Origin of the sequence: Roseimicrobium sp. ORNL1 (assembly GCF_011044495.1) — a bacterium.
Lineage (GTDB): Bacteria > Verrucomicrobiota > Verrucomicrobiia > Verrucomicrobiales > Verrucomicrobiaceae > Roseimicrobium.
In genome coordinates, this window is sequence record NZ_CP049143.1 from 1,364,611 (window position 1) to 1,382,950 (window position 18,340).

Annotated in this window: 11 protein-coding genes; 7 read left to right on the top strand and 4 right to left on the bottom strand. The window is 59.9% G+C overall.

Features of this window, described 5'->3' with window-relative positions; genetic code table 11:
* Nucleotides 1-277 precede the first annotated feature (277 nt).
* The 5 genes from G5S37_RS05520 (at nucleotide 278) to G5S37_RS05540 (ending at nucleotide 6,576) form a co-directional block, all read left to right on the top strand.
* Entirely contained in the window at nucleotides 278-3,061 is a 2,784-nt protein-coding gene (locus G5S37_RS05520) for a 2-oxoglutarate dehydrogenase E1 component (RefSeq protein WP_165201625.1), read from the top strand.
* A 57-nt stretch (nucleotides 3,062-3,118) separates the two neighbouring features.
* Entirely contained in the window at nucleotides 3,119-3,541 is a 423-nt protein-coding gene (locus G5S37_RS05525; RefSeq protein ID WP_165201627.1) for a DUF3592 domain-containing protein, read from the top strand.
* Between the two features lie 42 nt (nucleotides 3,542-3,583).
* Entirely contained in the window at nucleotides 3,584-4,405 is an 822-nt protein-coding gene (locus G5S37_RS05530; RefSeq protein ID WP_165201629.1) for a DKNYY domain-containing protein, read from the top strand.
* Between the two features lie 81 nt (nucleotides 4,406-4,486).
* A complete protein-coding gene (gene sucB, locus G5S37_RS05535) occupies nucleotides 4,487-5,635 on the top strand; it encodes a dihydrolipoyllysine-residue succinyltransferase (protein WP_165201631.1) in 1,149 nt (382 codons plus the stop codon).
* Between the two features lie 491 nt (nucleotides 5,636-6,126).
* Nucleotides 6,127-6,576: a hypothetical protein gene (locus G5S37_RS05540; protein WP_165201633.1), complete on the top strand. Its 450-nt coding sequence runs from the start codon at nucleotides 6,127-6,129 to the stop codon at nucleotides 6,574-6,576.
* Nucleotides 6,577-6,628: 52 nt separating this feature from the next.
* On the opposite strand, the gene G5S37_RS05545 is transcribed toward G5S37_RS05540, so the two are convergent.
* From G5S37_RS05545 to G5S37_RS05555, 3 genes are all read right to left on the bottom strand, one after another.
* Nucleotides 6,629-14,098 carry an autotransporter-associated beta strand repeat-containing protein gene (locus G5S37_RS05545; RefSeq protein ID WP_165201635.1) on the bottom strand — a complete coding sequence of 2,490 codons (7,470 nt, stop codon included), beginning with the start codon at nucleotides 14,096-14,098 and terminating at the stop codon, nucleotides 6,629-6,631.
* A 154-nt stretch (nucleotides 14,099-14,252) separates the two neighbouring features.
* The gene (locus tag G5S37_RS05550) at nucleotides 14,253-14,870 is read right to left on the bottom strand and encodes a TetR/AcrR family transcriptional regulator (RefSeq protein ID WP_165201637.1); all 618 of its coding nucleotides are present in this window, start codon (nucleotides 14,868-14,870) and stop codon (nucleotides 14,253-14,255) included.
* A complete protein-coding gene (locus G5S37_RS05555; RefSeq protein ID WP_165201639.1) occupies nucleotides 14,867-15,298 on the bottom strand; it encodes an ester cyclase in 432 nt (143 codons plus the stop codon). The genes G5S37_RS05550 and G5S37_RS05555 overlap by 4 nt, the downstream gene beginning before the upstream one ends.
* Before the next feature lie 155 nt (nucleotides 15,299-15,453).
* Between G5S37_RS05555 and G5S37_RS05560 the strand changes: the two genes are divergently transcribed.
* Together G5S37_RS05560 and G5S37_RS05565 are read left to right on the top strand one after the other, a co-directional pair.
* Nucleotides 15,454-15,909, top strand: a complete 456-nt coding sequence (locus G5S37_RS05560; protein WP_165201641.1) for a GNAT family N-acetyltransferase — start codon at nucleotides 15,454-15,456, stop codon at nucleotides 15,907-15,909.
* 140 nt (nucleotides 15,910-16,049) lie between these two features.
* On the top strand, nucleotides 16,050-16,952 hold the full coding sequence (locus tag G5S37_RS05565) for a DUF502 domain-containing protein (protein WP_165201643.1): 903 nt from the start codon (nucleotides 16,050-16,052) through the stop codon (nucleotides 16,950-16,952).
* A gap of 51 nt (nucleotides 16,953-17,003) precedes the next feature.
* Here the strand turns inward: G5S37_RS05565 and G5S37_RS05570 are convergent, their stop codons facing one another.
* On the bottom strand, nucleotides 17,004-17,855 hold the full coding sequence (locus G5S37_RS05570) for an LptA/OstA family protein (RefSeq protein WP_165201645.1): 852 nt from the start codon (nucleotides 17,853-17,855) through the stop codon (nucleotides 17,004-17,006).
* Nucleotides 17,856-18,340: the final 485 nt, after the last annotated feature.

Here is an 18,340-nt window from a genome sequence, read left to right on the forward strand (position 1 = left end):
TGAAAATCTAAAAAGTCCGTGGGTGAAAAAATTACCCAGACACTTTTATGAAACGGCACCATTTCGCCATTTCACCATAGCCACCCTGATACGAAGCACAGCAAACGCCCCCAATTCAAGGCAAGCGACGTATCCGAATCATACTCTTTGGCACTCTTCGTGATACACGGGCGCACACCGCGAGCGGATGCACGAAAATTCACGCCTCTGAAGTAGCACCTGCACTTGCAACGTGCGAAATTTGCGCCCCTTTAGTCTCCCCCTGCAAAACTAGATCATGAACGCCACATTGCCGTACCGAGCAAACGCTGACCTGCTCGATGAGAAGTACCTCGCCTGGAAAGAAGATCCCCGCAGTGTAGAGCCCGCCTGGTCGTCGTTCTTTGAAGGTTTTGAGCTCGGCATGGCCCAGATTCGCCCGTCGGGTGCGCCCGCGGCAAAGGGAGCAGGAGCAGAGCAGGCCGCCGCAGGTCAGCCACTTTCGGAAAAGACCCTCGCCTTCCGTACCAAGGTCACCAACGCCATCCTTGATTTCCGCCGCATCGGCCACACTGCCGCCTGGCTGGACCCGCTGAGCAAGACCGCGCCGGAGCAGCCGCTGCTTACGCCTGCCGGACTGGGATTCACTGAGGATGAGCTGAATGAGGAAGTCATGACGAACTTCCACGGCCAGGGCCGCCCCATGAAGGCGAGCGTGATGCTGGAGGAACTCCGCCGCATCTACTGCGACAAGATTGGCTTCGAGTTCATGCACATTCACAACCGTGAAGTGCGTGCCTGGCTGCGTGAACGCATTGAGGGCCGTCTCGATGCCCCCGCTCCCTCCCCCGAGCAGCAGGCGGAAGTCCTCCGCTGGGCGCTGGAGCCGGAAACCTTCGAGCGCTTCCTGCACAAGCGCTACGTGGGCCAGAAGCGCTTCTCCCTGGAGGGCGGCGAGTCCCTCATGGTGGCGCTGCAGAACATCTTTGAAAAGCTACCCGCCGCTGGCGCCCAGGAAATCGTGATGGGCATGGCCCACCGTGGCCGCCTCAGCGTGCTGGCCAACTTCCTGAAGAAGCCGCTCAAGGTCCTCTTCTACGAGTTCTCCGAAAACTACGTGCCCAACATGGTGGCCGGTGACGGGGACGTGAAGTACCACCTCGGCTTTGAAACCCACCGCCGCGCAAAGACCGGCGATGAGGTGATGATCCATCTCGCCGCCAACCCGAGCCACCTCGAAGCCGTCGACCCGGTCGTGGAAGGCAAGGCCCGCGCCCGCCAGCGTCACCTCGGTGACACGGTGAACCGCAAGAAGGTGCTGCCCATCCTCATCCACGGGGACGCCGCGTTCGCTGGTCAGGGCATCGTGGCGGAGGTGCTGAATCTCTCCCAGCTTCCCGGCTACCGTACCGGTGGCACCATTCACATCATCACGAACAACCAGATCGGCTTCACCACGCTGCCGGCGGATGCCCGTTCCTCCTTCTACTGCACGGACGTGGCGAAGACCATCGAGGCGCCGGTGATTCACGTGAATGGCGACTCGCCGCTGGATGTGGCTTTCGCCGCCCAGCTCGCGCTCGACTTCCGTCAGAAGTTCTCCCGCGACGTCGTCATCGACATCGTGTGTTACCGCCGTCACGGTCACAATGAGACGGACGAGCCCAGCTTCACCTCGCCGAACATGGCTCGCCTCATCGCCAGCCAGCCCAGCACCGCCACGCTCTTCCGTGACAAGCTGGTGAAGGACGGCGTGATCACCGCTGAGCAGGCAGACGCACTTCAGAGGGAGCTCGAAGGAAATCTCGAACAGGGCTTCTCGGACCTCGCTGAGGAAGAAAAGACCAAGGGCAGCAATCCTTTCGAAGGCAGCACCGCCCAGCCGCAGCCGCGCTACACGCATGATCCGGTGAATACCGGCGTGCCTGCGGAGAAGCTGCGCAACATGGGCCTGAAGCTGGTGGAACCCCCGCCGGATTTCAAGCTGCACCCCACCATCGAGAAACGCTTCCTCGCTGCGCGCAAGAAGGCGCTCGAGACCGGCACCGGCTTCGACTGGGCCCATGCCGAGGCTCTCGCATTCGGCTCCCTCCTTTCCGAAGGCACGGGCGTCCGCCTCAGTGGTCAGGACTGCCGCCGTGGCACCTTCTCCCAGCGTCACTGCGTGCTGTATGACAACAGCACCCGCGAGCGCTACATCCCGCTGCAGAACCTCGCTCCGGAACAGGGCCGCTTCTGCGTGTACAACTCTCTCTTGAGCGAGGCTGCCGTGCTCGGCTTCGACTACGGTTACTCCTTGCTCGCTCCAAACGTGCTCATCTGCTGGGAAGCCCAGTTCGGTGACTTCGTGAACGGCGCCCAGGTCATCATTGACCAGTTCATCGCCAGTGCCGAGAGCAAGTGGCAGCAGTCCAGCGGCATCGTGCTGCTCCTGCCGCACGGCTTCGAAGGCCAGGGTCCGGAGCACAGCAGCGCGCGTCTTGAGCGCTTCCTGCAGCTCTGCGCCGGTTGCAACATGCAGGTGGCGAATGTCACCACGCCCGCGCAGTACTTCCACCTGCTGCGCCGCCAGATGAACCGCCCCTTCCGCAAGCCGCTGGTCATCATGACTCCGAAGAGCTTGCTGCGCCATCCGCAGGCCGTGAGCAAGCTGGAGGACATGGCCGAGGGCACCACCTTCCGCGAAGTGCTGGACGACGACGCGCTCACCACGGATCCGAACCGCGTGACCCGCCTCATCTTCTGCTCCGGCAAGGTGTACTACGACCTCATCAACTTCCGTAAGGAGAATGATATCAAGAACGCCGCGATCATCCGTGTGGAGCAGCTCTACCCGCTGCACGTGGACATGATTGAGCAGGTCGCTGCCCGCTATCCGCGTGCGCAGAAGAAGTGGATCTGGTGCCAGGAAGAGCCGGAGAACATGGGCGCTTGGACGTTCATGCATCACCGCCTCGAGGAGCTGACCAATCACGTGCTGCGCTACGCCGGCCGTGAGCGTGCCTCCAGCCCAGCTGCTGGCAGCAAGGCTATTCATACGCACGAGCAGGAGCGCTTGGTGGAAGACGCGTTCAGCGTGTAATCGAGCCGACGGTTTCTACTCGTTCAATAAGCAGGTAGCCTCAACCACCTGGCTCCCATGAAATACTTCTCACGAAGCTTCGTGTGGGCCGTGGTGTCTATGGGAGGCGGAGTTGCGCTGGTCTTTTTTGTGCTCTGGTGGATGATATTTGGTGTGCCGGTGACCGGCACTGCGGGCCCTGCCGAGTACCGCAGGGGTAATCTCACCAAAAAAAGGGTGGGCTACAAGGTCCAAGTCCACTTTGTCACTAAAGAGGGGCAGTCTAAAACCGTGGCCATCGCGTGTTCCTTTCGTGACAGCTATCCGGAAGGCAGTTCTGTTCCCGTGCGTTACGATCCAAAGAATCCGGGCAATGCACGGTTGAATGTCTTCTGGGATCTGTGGGCATGGGCACTGGTCTCAATGACTATAGGTGGCCTCTCCCTGTTCGACTTCCAGCAGGAACAAAAGCGAGCGCTCGAGCGCGGCAAGTCCGCGTGACACCCTGCTTGCACACCGCCCCTCCCGGCATTCATTCATCCCATGTTGAAAAGCCTGCTGCCATTCTGCGCTTTCGCGTTTCTCCTCAGCTCCTGTGGCGACGGCAAGCCCGGTGCATTCGACAAGGCAGGCTACCATGTCGATGGCACGAAGGTCTGGTATCTCGCTACGTGGACGGCCAAACCTTTCGAAGTGGTTGGGGCAGATGCGGCAAGCTTTAAGCACCCGCTGCCGAAGGGCGAGTCCATCTACGCAAAAGACAAGAACCACGTGTACCTCCGCGCCCGCGTCGTGCCTGGCGCGGATCCCGCCACGTTTGAGATGTTTGATGATGAGTACTCGCGCGATGCAAAATTTGTGTATCGCGGTGAGGAGCGCATCTGTGATGATTCTGCGAACTTCGAGGTACTGGGCGGCAACTTTGTGAAGAACAGCAAGGCCGTGTACCGCCTCTATCCCAAGGTGGAGGTCCAGACCACGGACGTGGCAAACTTCCGCAAGCTGGCCCAGAGTGAATACCATTCCTACTTCGCCGACACCGAGCACGTGTATGTAAATGGCATCATCGTGGAAGGGGCCCTGCCCGCCAGTTTCAAGGTCATCAAAGGTGGATTTGGCAGGGATGAAAAACAGGCCTTCTATTTCAGCGAGCCCATGCCCGATGGCACTCTCATGGACAGCTTTGAGGTGCTGGATGGCCCCTATGCGCGCGATGGGCGGCGGGTCTATTTCATGGGGAAAATCGTGGAAGGCGCGGACCCGGTCACTTTTGAGGTGACGGACGCGAAATTCCAGCGCGCCAAGGACGCAAAGAATCGCTACCAACAGGATAAATCAGTGCCCGCAACCCCGGGAAATCCGTAATTCATCGTGCACGTCGTCACGATGTTTTGATCTTCACTTTGCGTGGCGTAGAAAGCTCCTCTAGGTTCGCAACCCATTCCCATGTCCACTGAAGTCAAGATCCCCACGCTCGGCGAATCGATTGCCGGCGGCCTCATCTCGAAATGGCACAAGAACGACGGTGATGCCGTCAAAGCCGGAGACGTGCTGCTCACGCTGGAGACCGATAAAGTGGCTCAGGAAATCGCGGCTGAAGCGGATGGCGTGCTGCGCCAGAAAGCCAAGGAAGGCGATGAAGTGGAAGTAGGCGCGGTGGTCGCCACGATTGAATCCGGCGCTGGCGCACCCGCTGCCGCCGCCCCGGCTCCCGCACCAAAGGAACCCGAAAAGGCAGCCGCCTCGGCACCCAAGGCCGCCGAGCCTGCACCCGCACCTGCTGCCAAGAAGGAAGAAGCTCCGAAGGCAGAGGCTGCTCCCCAACTGAAGCTCGTTCCCAAGCCTGAGGCAGAAGCTGCTCCCGCCCCGGCTCCGAAGCCCACTCCCTCACCGGAAGGCCGCACCACGCGCAAGAAGATGACGCCGCTGCGCCGGAAGATTGCCGAGCAGCTCGTGAATGCCCAGCGCACCGCGGCCATTCTGACCACCTTCAACGAGTGCGACATGTCCGAGGTCATGACCCTGCGCAAGGTGATGCAGGATGACTTCGTGAAGAAGCACGGCGTGAAGCTCGGTTTCATGTCCTTCTTCGTGAAGGCCGTGGTGGATGCCCTCAAGTCCGTGCCGCAGATCAATGTGCGCGTGGACGGAGACGAAATCATCTCCAACAATTTCTATGACATCGGCGTGGCCGTGGGCACTGAGAAGGGGCTCATCGTTCCCGTGATTCGTGACGCGGATCAGAAGTCCTTTGCCGACATCGAGAAGGATATCCTCGCCTACGCGAAGAAGGCCAAGGAGGGCAAGATTGCCATCGATGACCTCACCGGCGGCGTTTTCACCATCAGCAACGGTGGTGTGTACGGCTCCCTCCTGAGCACCCCGATTCTCAATCCTCCGCAGAGCGGCATCCTCGGCCTGCACGCCATCAAGGAACGCCCCATCGCCGAGAACGGCCAGGTCGTCATCCGCCCGATGATGAACCTCGCCCTGAGCTACGACCACCGCGTCGTGGACGGCAAGGAAGCCGTGACCTTCCTCATCCGCGTGAAGGACTGCATCGAGAAGCCGGCGAGATTGCTGGTGGGGGTGTAAGCCTGTCTGCGGGCAGTGCCCGTCTTATAATCTCGGAGCGACTGATGAACGTACGGGACAAGCTGCTAGTGAATCTCTTTCGCCTGGCAGCGTGTCTGCTGTGCACATGCGTCCCTTGCTCTTGTGTAATTTACCCGCACCGCGACCGCTCGGTGCAGGTCTCGAATCGAGAAACAGGAGCGCCTGTGTCCGGGGCTAGATTTCAGTTCACTCACGCCGTCCCTGCGGTGCACCTTCCGCGCTCCCCCGAACCCATTGATGTATTGCTGGGAGCGAATGGAGAGGCAAAGTTGCGCCTTCCCGTGGTTGTGGGATGGGCACGCGTGAATGGTGTTTCCGTGTTGTTGCAACCGGAAGACATTCGCGATGGCGGGTCGTTTGAAATCTCAAGCGATTCCAAGCAGACCTCCCGCCACCGCACACCAGCCATGTTGCTCAGGATCGAGAAAGTCTCCCGACCATAGTGCGCACCCAAAAACCAAGTCGTACCCATGAAAAAGACAGCCCCTTGGATTCTGCTGGCGTTTGTCATTGCCTCCGTTGCCGTTTCAAAAGCGGTCGAGCCGGACAAGGCTTGGAGTGAGGTGCAGATCCGCTACATGGATGTCACTGACGCGGCACAAGCACTGGTGAAGGAAAGGCCGGACTTGGCCGAAGCACTGGTCAGGATCGATGTGCGTCGTAGCATGATCCTTCTGGACCCCGCCAGCCCTGCCTATGAAGGAGCCGTCAAAAAACTGGCGGCGCTCGACGCACGTCCAAGGCAGGTGACTTACAAGATGGAGATCACCGAAGTGACCAAAGGCCGCGGTGACACGAAGGAACGTGTGGTGTCACGAGCGACGATTACCACTCTGGAAAAGAACCCCGCTGTGTTCACACACCACATCTACGGTGAGAGGTCGCTGCGCATCTCGGTGACCTCGCAGATGTCCAAGTAAGGGAGACGACCGCAACGGCCAAGCAGCGAGACTCGCCGAAGTCCCGGCGGCATCACCCCTGCGTCCTCCGCTTCCTTCGCAACACAATCCCCATCACACCCAAAAGCAGCAACACCGCGCGGCCCGGCTCCGGCACCACGCCGGCGGTCACGACCAGAATGCCATTGCTGGCAAACAGGCTGGTGTCCCAAACCAAACCGCTGGACAGTTCCGGAAGCCGCAGGTCATAGGCAGCACCTTCACCACCCCGGCGAAATCCACCCGTGTTGAAGCCCGCGGCATAGACGGAGCCCCAGTCAATGAGGTTGAAGACATCCCCCGCCATGGCGGTGTTGAGCGCATAGTTCAGATCCACTACCTCAATGATGGAACCTGAGCCGACGGTCAGTGCCCCGCTGATCTCCAGGTGATCATGGTAGTCCGTGAGAGCAGGTTCACTCAGCAGTGAGTTTCCCGGGAGGGATGCCAGTGCCGCGCCGTAGCCGGGGTCATCCTGGCTCGCCAGAGCTCCGGATACTCCCAAGTCAAAATAGGTGTATGCCATGGCGACTTGAAGTCGCAGCGTGCCTCCCGATTGGACTGTCAGATTGCCATCCACGAACAGTGTGCCGAGGCTGGTGCCTCCCGTATCGCCAGGAGCGATCACGCCCCCACTGCGCACGAGATGCGTGATGGAGGGAGCGCCCTGCACCACACCGGTACCTGAGAGCGTGCCTCCACTATTCACCTGCACGCCGCCGGTGCCCGTGCGTCCCACCGGGTTCGCGCTGTCGCGGTCTCCCATGCCGCCACGTCCCACCTGCAGATTGCCTCCGGCCACCGTGGTCACACCTGTATAGGTGTTGAGCTGGGTGAGCACCGCGGTGCCGTTGCCGTCCTTGATGACGTTGAGACGATTGGAATACACTTCTGCCGAGGCTGCGCTGTACCACTCAGGGGTGACCCCATCCCGGAACAGGATGTCCCAATCGGTATTCGCAGTCTGCACCACGCGCACCGTTCCGGCGTTGTTGGCGGCGTTCTCCACCACCGTCTTGTTCTCCGCCGCGTCACCGGTTTGCAGCGCCTTGAGGTCGCCGATGGTCACGTTGTGGCCTCCTGCCTGGAAGGACGCGTTGTAGCCCAGGTTCACCTTGTTGGCCGCAGTCAGCGCGAGGTCATTGCCCACCCGCAGGTAATGCTCCTGCAGGTTGTTGATTACGCCAGTGTTCCCCACTGTCAGACTGCCGGTCCACGCGGAGGGTCCGCCAGTGGCGGAGTTGTTCCCATTGAGGAGGAAGGTCGCTTTCACGCCGTTCGTACCCGCTCCTGTCACTGCCATGACGGTGGTGATGTTGCCTGTGCCGCCGATGTGCCCGTTGAAGACAAGGTTGCGATAGGCTCCGCTGACATGCGCACTTTCCAATTCTCCAACCGTGGGTGCCAGGCTGGCGGCGCTGGTATTGCTTTCTTCAAAGGTGAAGCGCACGTCCCCGTTGAGCGTGATGTCGCCTTCGAAGACGTACTCATCCTGGTTGCGACCGGCATTCACCGGCCTGGCCCCAATGGAGCGTACCTGCGTGCCGGCATTGGCGCGCACCACGATGTCCTGGAGCACGCGATACTTGGTGGTGAATGACTGGTTCGCGTAGAGAAACAACCCAGCTTCCCCGCTGGTGCTGCTCGTCGCCCCCAAGGTGATGGTGCTGCCGGAACCAAACGGAGAGCCCTGGGTGATGCCGGTCACCCTCCCGTCGCGGATGTCCCAGTTCCCGGTGAACTCACTGTTGTTCTGGTAGAGGTAGAGCTGGCCGCTGCCGGTCTTGATGATGTCTCCCGAACCTGTGAGGAAACCTTCCGCCAGGTTGAGGCGAAGTATGCCGCCGACGTTCAACGTCCCGCCTTTGTCAGTAATGGTCATGACGCCATCGACATAGCCGTCGGTGTGTCCCGATGCAGTGCCCAACGTGCCACCGTCCAGCGTGACCCACTCCTTGATACCGGCGCTCGAGGCGGTCATCACGACATCCAGCCTGGCCCCTTCTTCCACGATGGTACCATCAATGGAGGAGTCATTGCTTCCGAGGATGCCCGAGTCTGCCACAGCGCCCACGTTCACTTGCAGTGTTCCGGCCTTTACGGTGGTGAGGCCGTAGTAGGCATTCCAGGTTTGTTGTGAGTTGGGCGTGGCGGCGAAGGTGGTGGGGATTGCCAGGTTGTTGGTCAGAATCAGTTTGCCCGCGCCTTCCTTGATCAGGTCTCCCACACCGGGATTGGCGGACATCTGCGTGGAGGAAATATTTCCCGACAGCACATTGTCCTCAGAGCGGATGGCGCCAGCGATGGTCAGCGTCGTGCCTGCTGCCACGAGGTCAATGTGACCTCCGTTGCCGCCCAGCGTCAGAGTTCTCGTGGCGCCGAAGGTCAGGCTTCCCAGGTCAGTACCGGGCGTGGTGTTGTGGGCGAAGCGAAGCCGTCCTCCATTGAGGTATACTGAGCCTGTGCCCAGCGAGCTTACCGCGGGCACCTGCAGCGTGCCGACCTGCCACTTCCCAGTGGTGGCGTCCATGCCGCCTCCGCTTACAAAAGTGGTGCCGCTATAGGTATTGGTGGTCTGGGTGAGCTTGGTCACACCCGGGCCTGCCACCACGAGATTGAGTGTCGACAGAGCACTGAGTCCCACACTGGCATCGTGGTTGTTCGTATAGTCCACGATGGTGGACCCGATCGTGAAGATACCCTCGGTGTTGTAGTTGTGGATGATGAGATCCCGCGAGGTCGGTGCAGCTGCGGGCGTGGTGCTGTTCGCCGCAACTCCGGTGGTGAAGTAGGTGCTGGGCAGCGCGGAGGTCAGGTAGCCTCCATTGATGGCTGCACCCGCCGCACCCACACTGTTGGAAACGAGAATAGCGCCTCCATCCATGGCCATGAGTCCGGAACTGCCCACGCTCTGGGAGCCCAGTACCAGGCGGGTGGTGGAGCCCAGGGTCACCACACTCCCCGAGGCAGCATCCGCCGCGAAGCGCAGGGCGCGCACGCCCACGAAGTCATTGTAAGTGCCGCCACTCGCGAGGTTGCCGGTGAGCGTGCCGGTGAAGCCGTTCGCACCTCCCAGAGCATCATCCGTGAAGTAGCCGGTGCTGCCGGTGACATAGCTGTTCCATTGCGTCACGTTCGCCGTGCCCAGGCCGCTGTTGGCGTTGTAGAGGCTCGCGGAACCAGCCACGGCTCCCCCTGCATCCACGAAGCGGGTATTGCTGCCTTCTGCGACGAACGCAGCGAAATCGACAAACTCCTCGCCCGATCCGTTGCGATACTTGTAGGTGGCGTATGGCAGAATCGCGCCCTGACCGAGCGTGGTACTGCTTCCGGTGGGAGCGTTCTGCGAGTAGTACACCTTAGCCGAGCTAGCCGTCGTGGTGTCCGCAAAGACTTGCAGCGTGGCTCCGGCGAAGCGATCCGGCGCACGCCAGTACCAGTCTGGATTCAGCATCTGCGTTGGAACGCCATCCACTGTGACCGTGATGAACTGCGGCGCTGCATTGTGCAGTCCCAGATGCAGATTGAGCGTCTTGGCATCTCCTGGCTTCAGCACCACGGAGGAGTTGCCCGCCTTCAGCGTCAGCACGCCGCGAAGGTATTCTGAATTGGATGCGCCGGTGGCACCCTGGTTCACCAGTCGCAGTTCGCCGCCGCCCAGGGTCAATTGGTAGGGGTTGTTTTGGTTGGCGCCGGATGTTCCGCTCACATGGGAAAACGTATCCGCCTTGCCCGCGTAGTTGAGCACGAGCGCGCCACCGAAGACATTGATGCCTCCGTTCACATCGGAGCTGGTCGTGCCGCCCATGAGTTCCGACGTGCCACGTCCTACCTTGGTGATGGCTCCCACCGCGCTGTCCAAGCGGAAGCCCGCGCCATCGGTGAAGCTGGTGTAGAACTGGGAGGTCCCGCCTTCAGCCTGGTAGAGCCGCGCCTCGCCGAAGTTCTGTGTCTTGTTCAGCGCACCCTGCGTCACGATCTTTGCGTGGGAGAACGTCAGGGCGCTTGCGGCAGTCACCGAACTGGTCAGGGATGCGCTCAGCGTGATCGTATTGGTCACGGTATCAATCGCGGTGATCACCGTGCCGGGCTGGATGCCTGTGCCAGTGATGGCCATGCCCACCTGGAGGTTCGTGACATTGGCGAGGGCAATCGTATTGCCGAGGTTGTAGAAGGAGAGGGAGGCGCCGCTGGCCACGCCTCCGGTGGCCACGCTCTTGCTGAGGATCACCCTGCCATTCGCCGCATCCACGCTGACGATGCGGGTCCCGGCTTGAATTCCTGTTCCCTCCACGAGCATGCCGGCAGTGAGGCCAGACGTACTGCTCACGCTGACGGTGAAGTTCCCAGCCGCGGCGACTGAACTCGCGGTCTGGGTGGATGCTAGGTTGGTCCAGCCTGTCGCCTTGGCCTTCGTGTCCTGCGTGGCGTTCATGCCGAAGGTGAAGGTCGTCGTCCCGTTGGTGTGGCCGAAGGCAACCGTGCCGGAGCGATTCTCACCACCGATCAGCACGGTGGAGTTGGAAGAGTAGGGCGCGGCATTGTTGCCGTAGATGAAGCTCTGTGTCCGATAGGCAGAGCCGGCCTCCGTCAGCAGGAGAGCGCTGATGGTACCGGCGCGATCCATATCCGCCGCGTTGCCGTCATTCTGGCGGAAGAACGTGCGGCTGAAGTTGGTGCCGTCCACGCCGAACCCCTTGTTGATATGCAGGTAGCCGGAGTACATCTGCACGTAGGCATTGGTCTTCGTCGCGTCCTCGATGAAGAAATTAAATTTGTTGTGTGTCAGGATTTTGTTGGTGGTGGAAGTTCCGGAGTAACCCGTGAACGTCAGCGCCAGCTTTTCATGCGTGGCTACTGCGGCGCGGCCGTCAATGTCGGAGAGCTCGCCATCCAGAACGAAGTTGGCGTTCACTGCGCGCACGCTGGTGGTGGAAGTTTGCTCCCCCTGAATGGTCAACCCGCGGCCTGATTCCATGGCCGTATATAGAATGGGGTTGGCGGCTCCCACGCCGGTCATGTTTCCGTTGATGACCATGGTGCCTGTTCCGCGGTTGTAGAGGGTCAGGTTGTTATACTCGCCAGCTTCGCCTACGTTCTCCAGCATCACATCCCCGTTCCACGAGTTGAGCTTGCCTCCGGCAGCGTAAAAAGCATTTCCGCGCCAGAGCAGGTCCTTTTGCTGGGTTTCATCCGTGAGCGAACCGATGTTGATGCCGCTGTTGAGCAGGAAGGTGCCGTAGTTGATCACTTCGTTGCCCGCTCCCGATTGGCCCAATGCCGTGTCCGTATAGACCCACAGTTCGTTGAGCGCGTGCGTGGTGATCCCACTGTAGGTATTCCAGCCAAAGAAGTGGGCCTGGCCGCCGCCCGTCTTGGTCACTCCGCCAGTGCCGGTGAGAGTGGTGTAGAACTGGACCGTATTCGTCACGTCCAGGTAAATGATGGCCTCCCGGCTCCCAAAATCGATCGTGCCTCCCCGGATCACCGCTGTGCCGTAGCCACCTCCCGCAGGCGTGGCCGTGGTGGCCCGTCCACCATTGAAGAACATGGTGCCCGAACCGCCGGTTACTTCGTCATGAAGGGCGTCTCCGGCCCAATCTCCCAAGTGCACCACGTTATTCCCTGCGATGCGGATGTTCGTCGAGGCGACGACCGTCGGTGACACCGGTGACTCCTGCCACCATGAGTTGAAGGCGATGTGGCCGGCCAGTTGATTGTCCGTCACACCGATGCGGATGGTCAGCGGACTGCTGGTCGCTCCGGTGGATCCGGTGATCTTTACATTGTCATCCGCGAGCGCTGCGGGCGTGCCTCCCGTGAGGTTGCTGGAGGAGATCACCGCGGTGGTGGCTCCCGCACCGATCTCGCGGAACTCCGTGCTGCTCAGCGGCCGCACGTAGTTGACCCCTGCGATGGTCTCCACCGTCATGAGGCTTGTGCCGACGCGGCCCGTGATGGTATTGGGGTCGGGATTGCCAAAGGCACCGATGAGCACCTTGCGGTTGTAGCCGGAGGAACCGTTTCCTCCCACCAGCCACTCATTCGGGAGAGTGTTCAGGATGATTTTGCTGAGTGTGGTGGATCCTGAGGCATCGGTGCTGCTGAAATAATTGTAACCGGTGGCCGCCGCAGTGGTGGCAGCTTCAGCAAAGGCCACCGTGCCGCCGGTGTTGCGGTCGTAGTGATCCATCTCCAGCGTCAGCACATTGGCGCGGATGTTTACCCCGTTGCTGGCCTCCGAGTGATCAAAGCGCACCACATTGTGTCCATTCTCCACGGACAGGGTGCCGATCTTCTCGGAGCTGTTCACGCCATCGGTATTATTCCTCCGCAGCACCAGTCCTCCGTTCAGGGATCCCTGCTCCAGCGTTACCGTCGCCGTATTGCTGATGCGGTCATTGCTGTTTGCGGTGGTGTTGTCCAGCAGGAAGGTTCCGCGTGCGATGCGGATGGTCTGCGTGGCGAGCGATCCTTGGGCGCCACCCAACGCCAGAGTGCCCGAACCCGTGATCGCTTCTCCGGTGAAGGTATTGACCCCGTTGAGTGTCAGGGTGCCGCTGGTGACCTTGAGCAACGACACCGTACCCGCGCCGTTCTCAATGACACCACCGAACGCAAAAGCCGTCGAAACGCCATCTCCCACAGCCAGGATGGAGGTGGTGCCGACCACGCCATTGGTCACCTTGCCCGCTCCTACCAACTGACCGATGCCTTCGCTGTAGCCGTTCAGATCCAACGTGCCGAAGGCATTGACTGTTACCACGGTTCCCGAAGCGATCTGATCACGATAACCTGCGCCGAGGTGGGTATCCCCTAGCCCGGTATACGTGCCGCCGATCTGGACGGTCGCCGTGTCAGCAGCCGTAGCGCCACCCACGGTCAGCGCTCCCGTCACCGCCCGTATCGTGGTGTTGCTATTGCTGTCCTTGGCCAGCACGATGGTGCCCTGCTGGGCGTTCAGGACACTGAGTCCGTTGTTCGCGCCGCCGGAGATCACGAGCTTCCCGTTGCCGGTCTTGTTCAGCGTGCCCGCCCCGATGGCACCATTGAGTTCCAGCGTCCCTGCGGCATCTGCCACGTTTGCATTTAAGGCAGTCGTGAGTGTCAGCGCGTTGCGGATGATGTCCGTGGCTGTGCCCTGCTTCAGGAGACTGTTTCCCCCGACCTTTGAGAAGGTGATCGCGGAGCCCGTCAGTTCAAAAGCGCCTGGCGTACCTGCAGTGACGTCCCCGATGGTGAAATCTCCAAGGGTGAGCGTCGAGGAGGCATTCAGGGTGAGCGTTCCACCGTGAGCCAGATTCAGCATCGCGGCGACGGTGTTGCTCGGCAGCCCGCTGCTCCAGTTGCCTGCAGTGTTGAGAGTGTTATTCACGCTGCCATTCCACACTGTCTGGCCGGTCACTGGTCTTGCCAGGGGCGTGGTCAGCAGAATCAGGAGATACAGCGGAAGACAGCGACGCAGTTGTAGAAACTGCCCGGGGGGAAAGCAGCCGGATGTCATTGATGGGGATTTTCTGGAAGGGAGTTCCCCGCTTACAGAAACAGCATCCATGCCACCACGCTCCCCGCGGGCGTCCCGGCGGTGACGTCTTTTGATGATATTGTGACTCGAACGATTTCGAACGAATCGAGTGCGAGCACGAAAGCTCAGCCTGTCACCGCACCATCGCTGCCCGCACCAGTGCCTTCGCTGCCCAGCTCTTCACCTTGCGCGCACTCTTCTCATCCATGCGCAGGACATCCTGGAAGACGATCATCGACTCGGTGCCGAAGATGACGGACAGCGCAGCGCAGAGTTTCTTGTAGTCCCCATCACGAAAGCGACCGCGCGAAGTGGAGAGCGCAGCCTCGATGAGTGGCAGTCGTCGATTCTGGCGGACAGGAGCAGCATCCGCATCATCACGGGAACGACCAATGCTGTTCGCCAGCATGATGCGCAGAGAGGCTTCGTTGTCATAGGTGGCGCGATGCATTGCTGTCTCGGCCTTGTCGATGCGAGCTTCGGCATCGGTGGAGGTGTCGCCATCGAAGAGCGTCTCCAGCGTTCCTACCGCGGCATCTGCAGGCGCCTCCGCGAGCAGCGCCTCCACATTGGGAAAGTAGCGGTAGGCTGTGGCGCGTGAGACGAGCGCTTCCTTTGCAATCTCATCCATGCTGGGCTTGTGCCCTTGCTTGATGAGCTGACTGGCGGCACGCAGAAGATCCTTGCGCGTGCGCAGTTCTCGATTGCTTGGACCCGATGGCGCGGGCCTGGCTGGGCTCTTCTTTTTCATGCGGCCTCAGCAGGGGTGAGCTGTTGCAGAATCGACGCGAGGTCCACCCACACCTGCTCCTTCTGGATCTGCCCATCATCCTTGAACTCGAGCACATGCAGGAGACGGAAGGCGAGGGGACGATTGTTTCCCTCGATGCCGAAGGGGCGTCCCGGCGCGCGGCCTTCCCAGAGCGACTCATCCACCATGAAGTTCTCTCCGTACCTGCGGTTCAGGGTAGTGGCCTTGCCATCCGCGAGATCGCTGAACAGCGTCTCATAGAATCCGCGGATGCTGGCGTGATTACGACTGGGACCGGTGGGCCAGCCGACGATGTCATGCGTGGCATCCTGTGAGAGCGTGGCGAGCACGCCTTCCACATTGTCGCTGGCTTCGTAGCCGAAGTGTTCATCCAGCTTCTGGTCCATCTGGGCAGGGGTGAGGGGCATGGTGAGCTTCTTGTGGGTTAGTGTGGAATATAGTTATGAGACGATTGTCTCATTTCAAGAGGAAGTTCTTACTGCAACTTTTGATTCAGGCGCATTTCGCTCGGCTTCAGGGAACGAAGCATGCTAAGTTTTCTCCAATTCCCCTCCACACCCCCATGGCAGTCACCGTCCGAATCCTGAAGCCTTCAGACGCTGGCCTCATCGTCAGTGCCGCGCCCGGCGTGTTTGATCATGCACCGCAAATGCCGCTTACCACGGAGTTCCTCAAGGATCCCTGGCATCACCTGGTTGCAGCCATCGATGAAGGCCGTCTTGTGGGCTTCATCTCCGCCATGCATTACTTGCATCCGGACAAGTTGACGGAGCTTTGGATCAATGAGGTGGGTGTCGCTCCCACACATCAGAGCAAAGGCATCGGTGCTCAGCTGCTGCGAACCATGCTGGATCACGGAAGGAAACTTGGCTGCGTGAATGCCTGGGTGCTGACAGACAAGGCGAACACGGCGGCGATGCGTCTCTATGCGGGCGCAGGTGGCGTGGAGGTGGAGAAGCCAGCGGTGATGTTCGAGTTTGACCTTGGAAGTCGCGAGCCTGCCGTGGGAGCATCGTAATTCTTCGCAGAGAAAAGAATCGCTGCGGAGGCTCGTTTCCGACAAAGTCACCCGACTGTTGAAATTTTGTTCTTCCGCATGGCGTGAAGATCCTAGACTATTGAACCAGGATGGCTGCGCACCTGTCAGCCATAGAGAGCATGTCTGAACCTCCATTCTCAGCATCCCCAATCCGCCATCCCCTTGTATGGGTCCGGAACAAGTTCCTCGCGGGCTTGGCAGTGGTGATTCCTTTGGTGGTGACGTTCTGGATTCTGAAGCTGGTTTACGAGTTCATTCGGAGCCTGAGCCAGCCACTGCTGGAGTCCTTCGCCGGCGTGTACAACCAGGCGATGCCGGACCCAACGCTGCAAATTGACATCACCAGCGAGCATTTTTCGCAATTCGTAAGCCTGATCGGCTTCCTCATCCCCATGGGGTTGGTGGTGGCCTTGGGTGTGATGGCCACGAACGTCATCGGGGTGCGCGTGGTATCGGCCATGGACAAGCTCCTGCTGAGCATCCCGGTCATCTCCTTCATCTACAAATCGCTTAAACAAGTGATTGAGGCCTTCCGCGGTTTCGGCGGCACCCGCAGTTTCAAAAGAGTGGTGTACGTGGATTATCCTTCACCCGGAATGAAGCTTATCGGCTTCGTCACGGGTCAGTACGATGACCCCAGGACGAAGAAGAACATGAGCTGTGTCTTCCTGCCCGGAGCCCTCAGCCCCATGACCGGTCTGCTCATCGTGACCGAGACCACGCGTCTGGAGGATGCACCCCTGACGATAGAAGATGCCATGAAAATGATTTTTTCGGGCGGACTCATTGCACCGCCCAGTGAACAGGAGCTGGCGGCCCGGGCTCTGAAGAAGCCCAAGGCTTCCAAGCAGCGCGACGTACAGGCGCCAGTTCCACAGAATCCGGATTTCGCCCATCTCCCCACCGCTGAGGACTCGATCGACACCTTCACGGATCCGCCGACCACATCTTCCTCATCGGTGCCTGTTCCCGAAAAAGAGAAGTCCGCGATGCTGGTTGGAACCGCCGGACGCGAGCGCTGAAGGACGGCGACCGATTTTCGGATGGTCGCCGATGGGTTGGCTTTCTCTACTTTAATTCCCGGCCGCTGGACCGGCTTCTTCCATCAGCCGTTTCGCCACGCGCGTCTGGGCGCGGCCTTCGGTGAGCATCTTGCCGGTCTTGGGGTAGAGGAGCACTTTTGTACTTTGCTCAGCGGCAACCAGTTCTTGGCCCTGGCCTTGGATTTTTGGCCAGCCCGTCATGACTAGGGTGCCTTTGCCTGGATCGTAGACCGCCTGGCCTGATTGGCCGCGGTAGCGCTTCTCAGGGGGCACGCCGGTGAGCTGCACGTTCACGCTCCCTTTGGCTTCCACCATCTTGAAAGAGGTCCGGTCCTTGCCTAGATGCACGACCAATTCATCCCCAGAGAGATTGAACTGCGGCGAGGTCATGGAAACGTGGCCGCGAAACACCACCTTCAGGCTGCCCATGTCCACCCGGGTCGCTTCGTCCGCAGTGATGTGAAATCCCGATCCCGAGGGTACTCCCTCAAACGCCGTCTCTTCCGGAGGGGCCTGCTGTCTAAAATTTTCGATTTCAGGAAGTTGCTTCGATTTCGCAGAAGGGGAGGGGGTGCCTGACTCCATCCAGTTCCTCTGCCTCGTTGCCCGAGACCCCAAGGGGCGTTGCTGGACATCTTCACCCAAAGGGGCGACCCCGTCAGCTCCGCCACTGGCCCAGGCAAATCTTGCGTGCTCGCGGCTCAGTTCTGGCGCCACCGGCGGTTGCACACCGACGCCCCTGCCATTGGAATGAGTCGGAAGCTGCTGAAGTTGAGAGGTTCGTGCGCCTTTTGTGAAACTGTCATTCTCCACCTTCACCAGCCAGCCGGAAATGGCGATGAGGCTCAACGGCACTGCGATGAGGTAGGTGGACGGCGTCACGGCGCAACGAAAATTCAAGAAATATTAACTTTTCCTGAATTTCTGTCAACCCTTAACGAAGTAGCCTAATCGACGTAACCACAATGTATTTAGTAAAGGTTTTCTTTAGGATGTGCTACAGACGCCGTCTGGTGGTTTCCAAGGTCCTCGTTTTTTTGAGCTGTCAAGAGGCGTAGGAGCCGCGTTTGAGTGCAAATCGCCGTTTGATTTCGCGCGACAAAAAATTCTTGCCTGAATACTCATCTTAAGGTGATAATCCGAATAATTTCTTAGCGTTAGGTACGGATTCAATCGGAATGCAGTTCACATCAAACTCCCCATCACTTCTACAGCCGACTCCCGACCTGACCCAAGTGGATGCAGTACCCACGCATCAGCGCTGGCCGCGTGAGCTTTTGGCGTGATGCGCTTGTGACTACTAAGTACTGACCACTTCTCCCTTTTTGCCCTTTTTCGCTCCTTTCGTCCCCGAACCCCTCTCTCCC

Excerpts from the sequence above, each read along its gene's own strand:
- G5S37_RS05520 (WP_165201625.1), top strand. The coding sequence starts at position 278 with ATGAACGCCACATTGCCGTACCGAGCAAACGCTGACCTGCTCGATGAG.
- G5S37_RS05525 (WP_165201627.1), top strand. The coding sequence starts at position 3,119 with ATGAAATACTTCTCACGAAGCTTCGTGTGGGCCGTGGTGTCTATGGGA.
- G5S37_RS05530 (WP_165201629.1), top strand. The coding sequence starts at position 3,584 with ATGTTGAAAAGCCTGCTGCCATTCTGCGCTTTCGCGTTTCTCCTCAGC.
- sucB (WP_165201631.1), top strand. The coding sequence starts at position 4,487 with ATGTCCACTGAAGTCAAGATCCCCACGCTCGGCGAATCGATTGCCGGC.
- G5S37_RS05540 (WP_165201633.1), top strand. The coding sequence starts at position 6,127 with ATGAAAAAGACAGCCCCTTGGATTCTGCTGGCGTTTGTCATTGCCTCC.
- G5S37_RS05545 (WP_165201635.1), bottom strand. The coding sequence starts at position 14,098 with ATGACATCCGGCTGCTTTCCCCCCGGGCAGTTTCTACAACTGCGTCGC.
- G5S37_RS05550 (WP_165201637.1), bottom strand. The coding sequence starts at position 14,870 with ATGAAAAAGAAGAGCCCAGCCAGGCCCGCGCCATCGGGTCCAAGCAAT.
- G5S37_RS05555 (WP_165201639.1), bottom strand. The coding sequence starts at position 15,298 with ATGCCCCTCACCCCTGCCCAGATGGACCAGAAGCTGGATGAACACTTC.
- G5S37_RS05560 (WP_165201641.1), top strand. The coding sequence starts at position 15,454 with ATGGCAGTCACCGTCCGAATCCTGAAGCCTTCAGACGCTGGCCTCATC.
- G5S37_RS05565 (WP_165201643.1), top strand. The coding sequence starts at position 16,050 with ATGTCTGAACCTCCATTCTCAGCATCCCCAATCCGCCATCCCCTTGTA.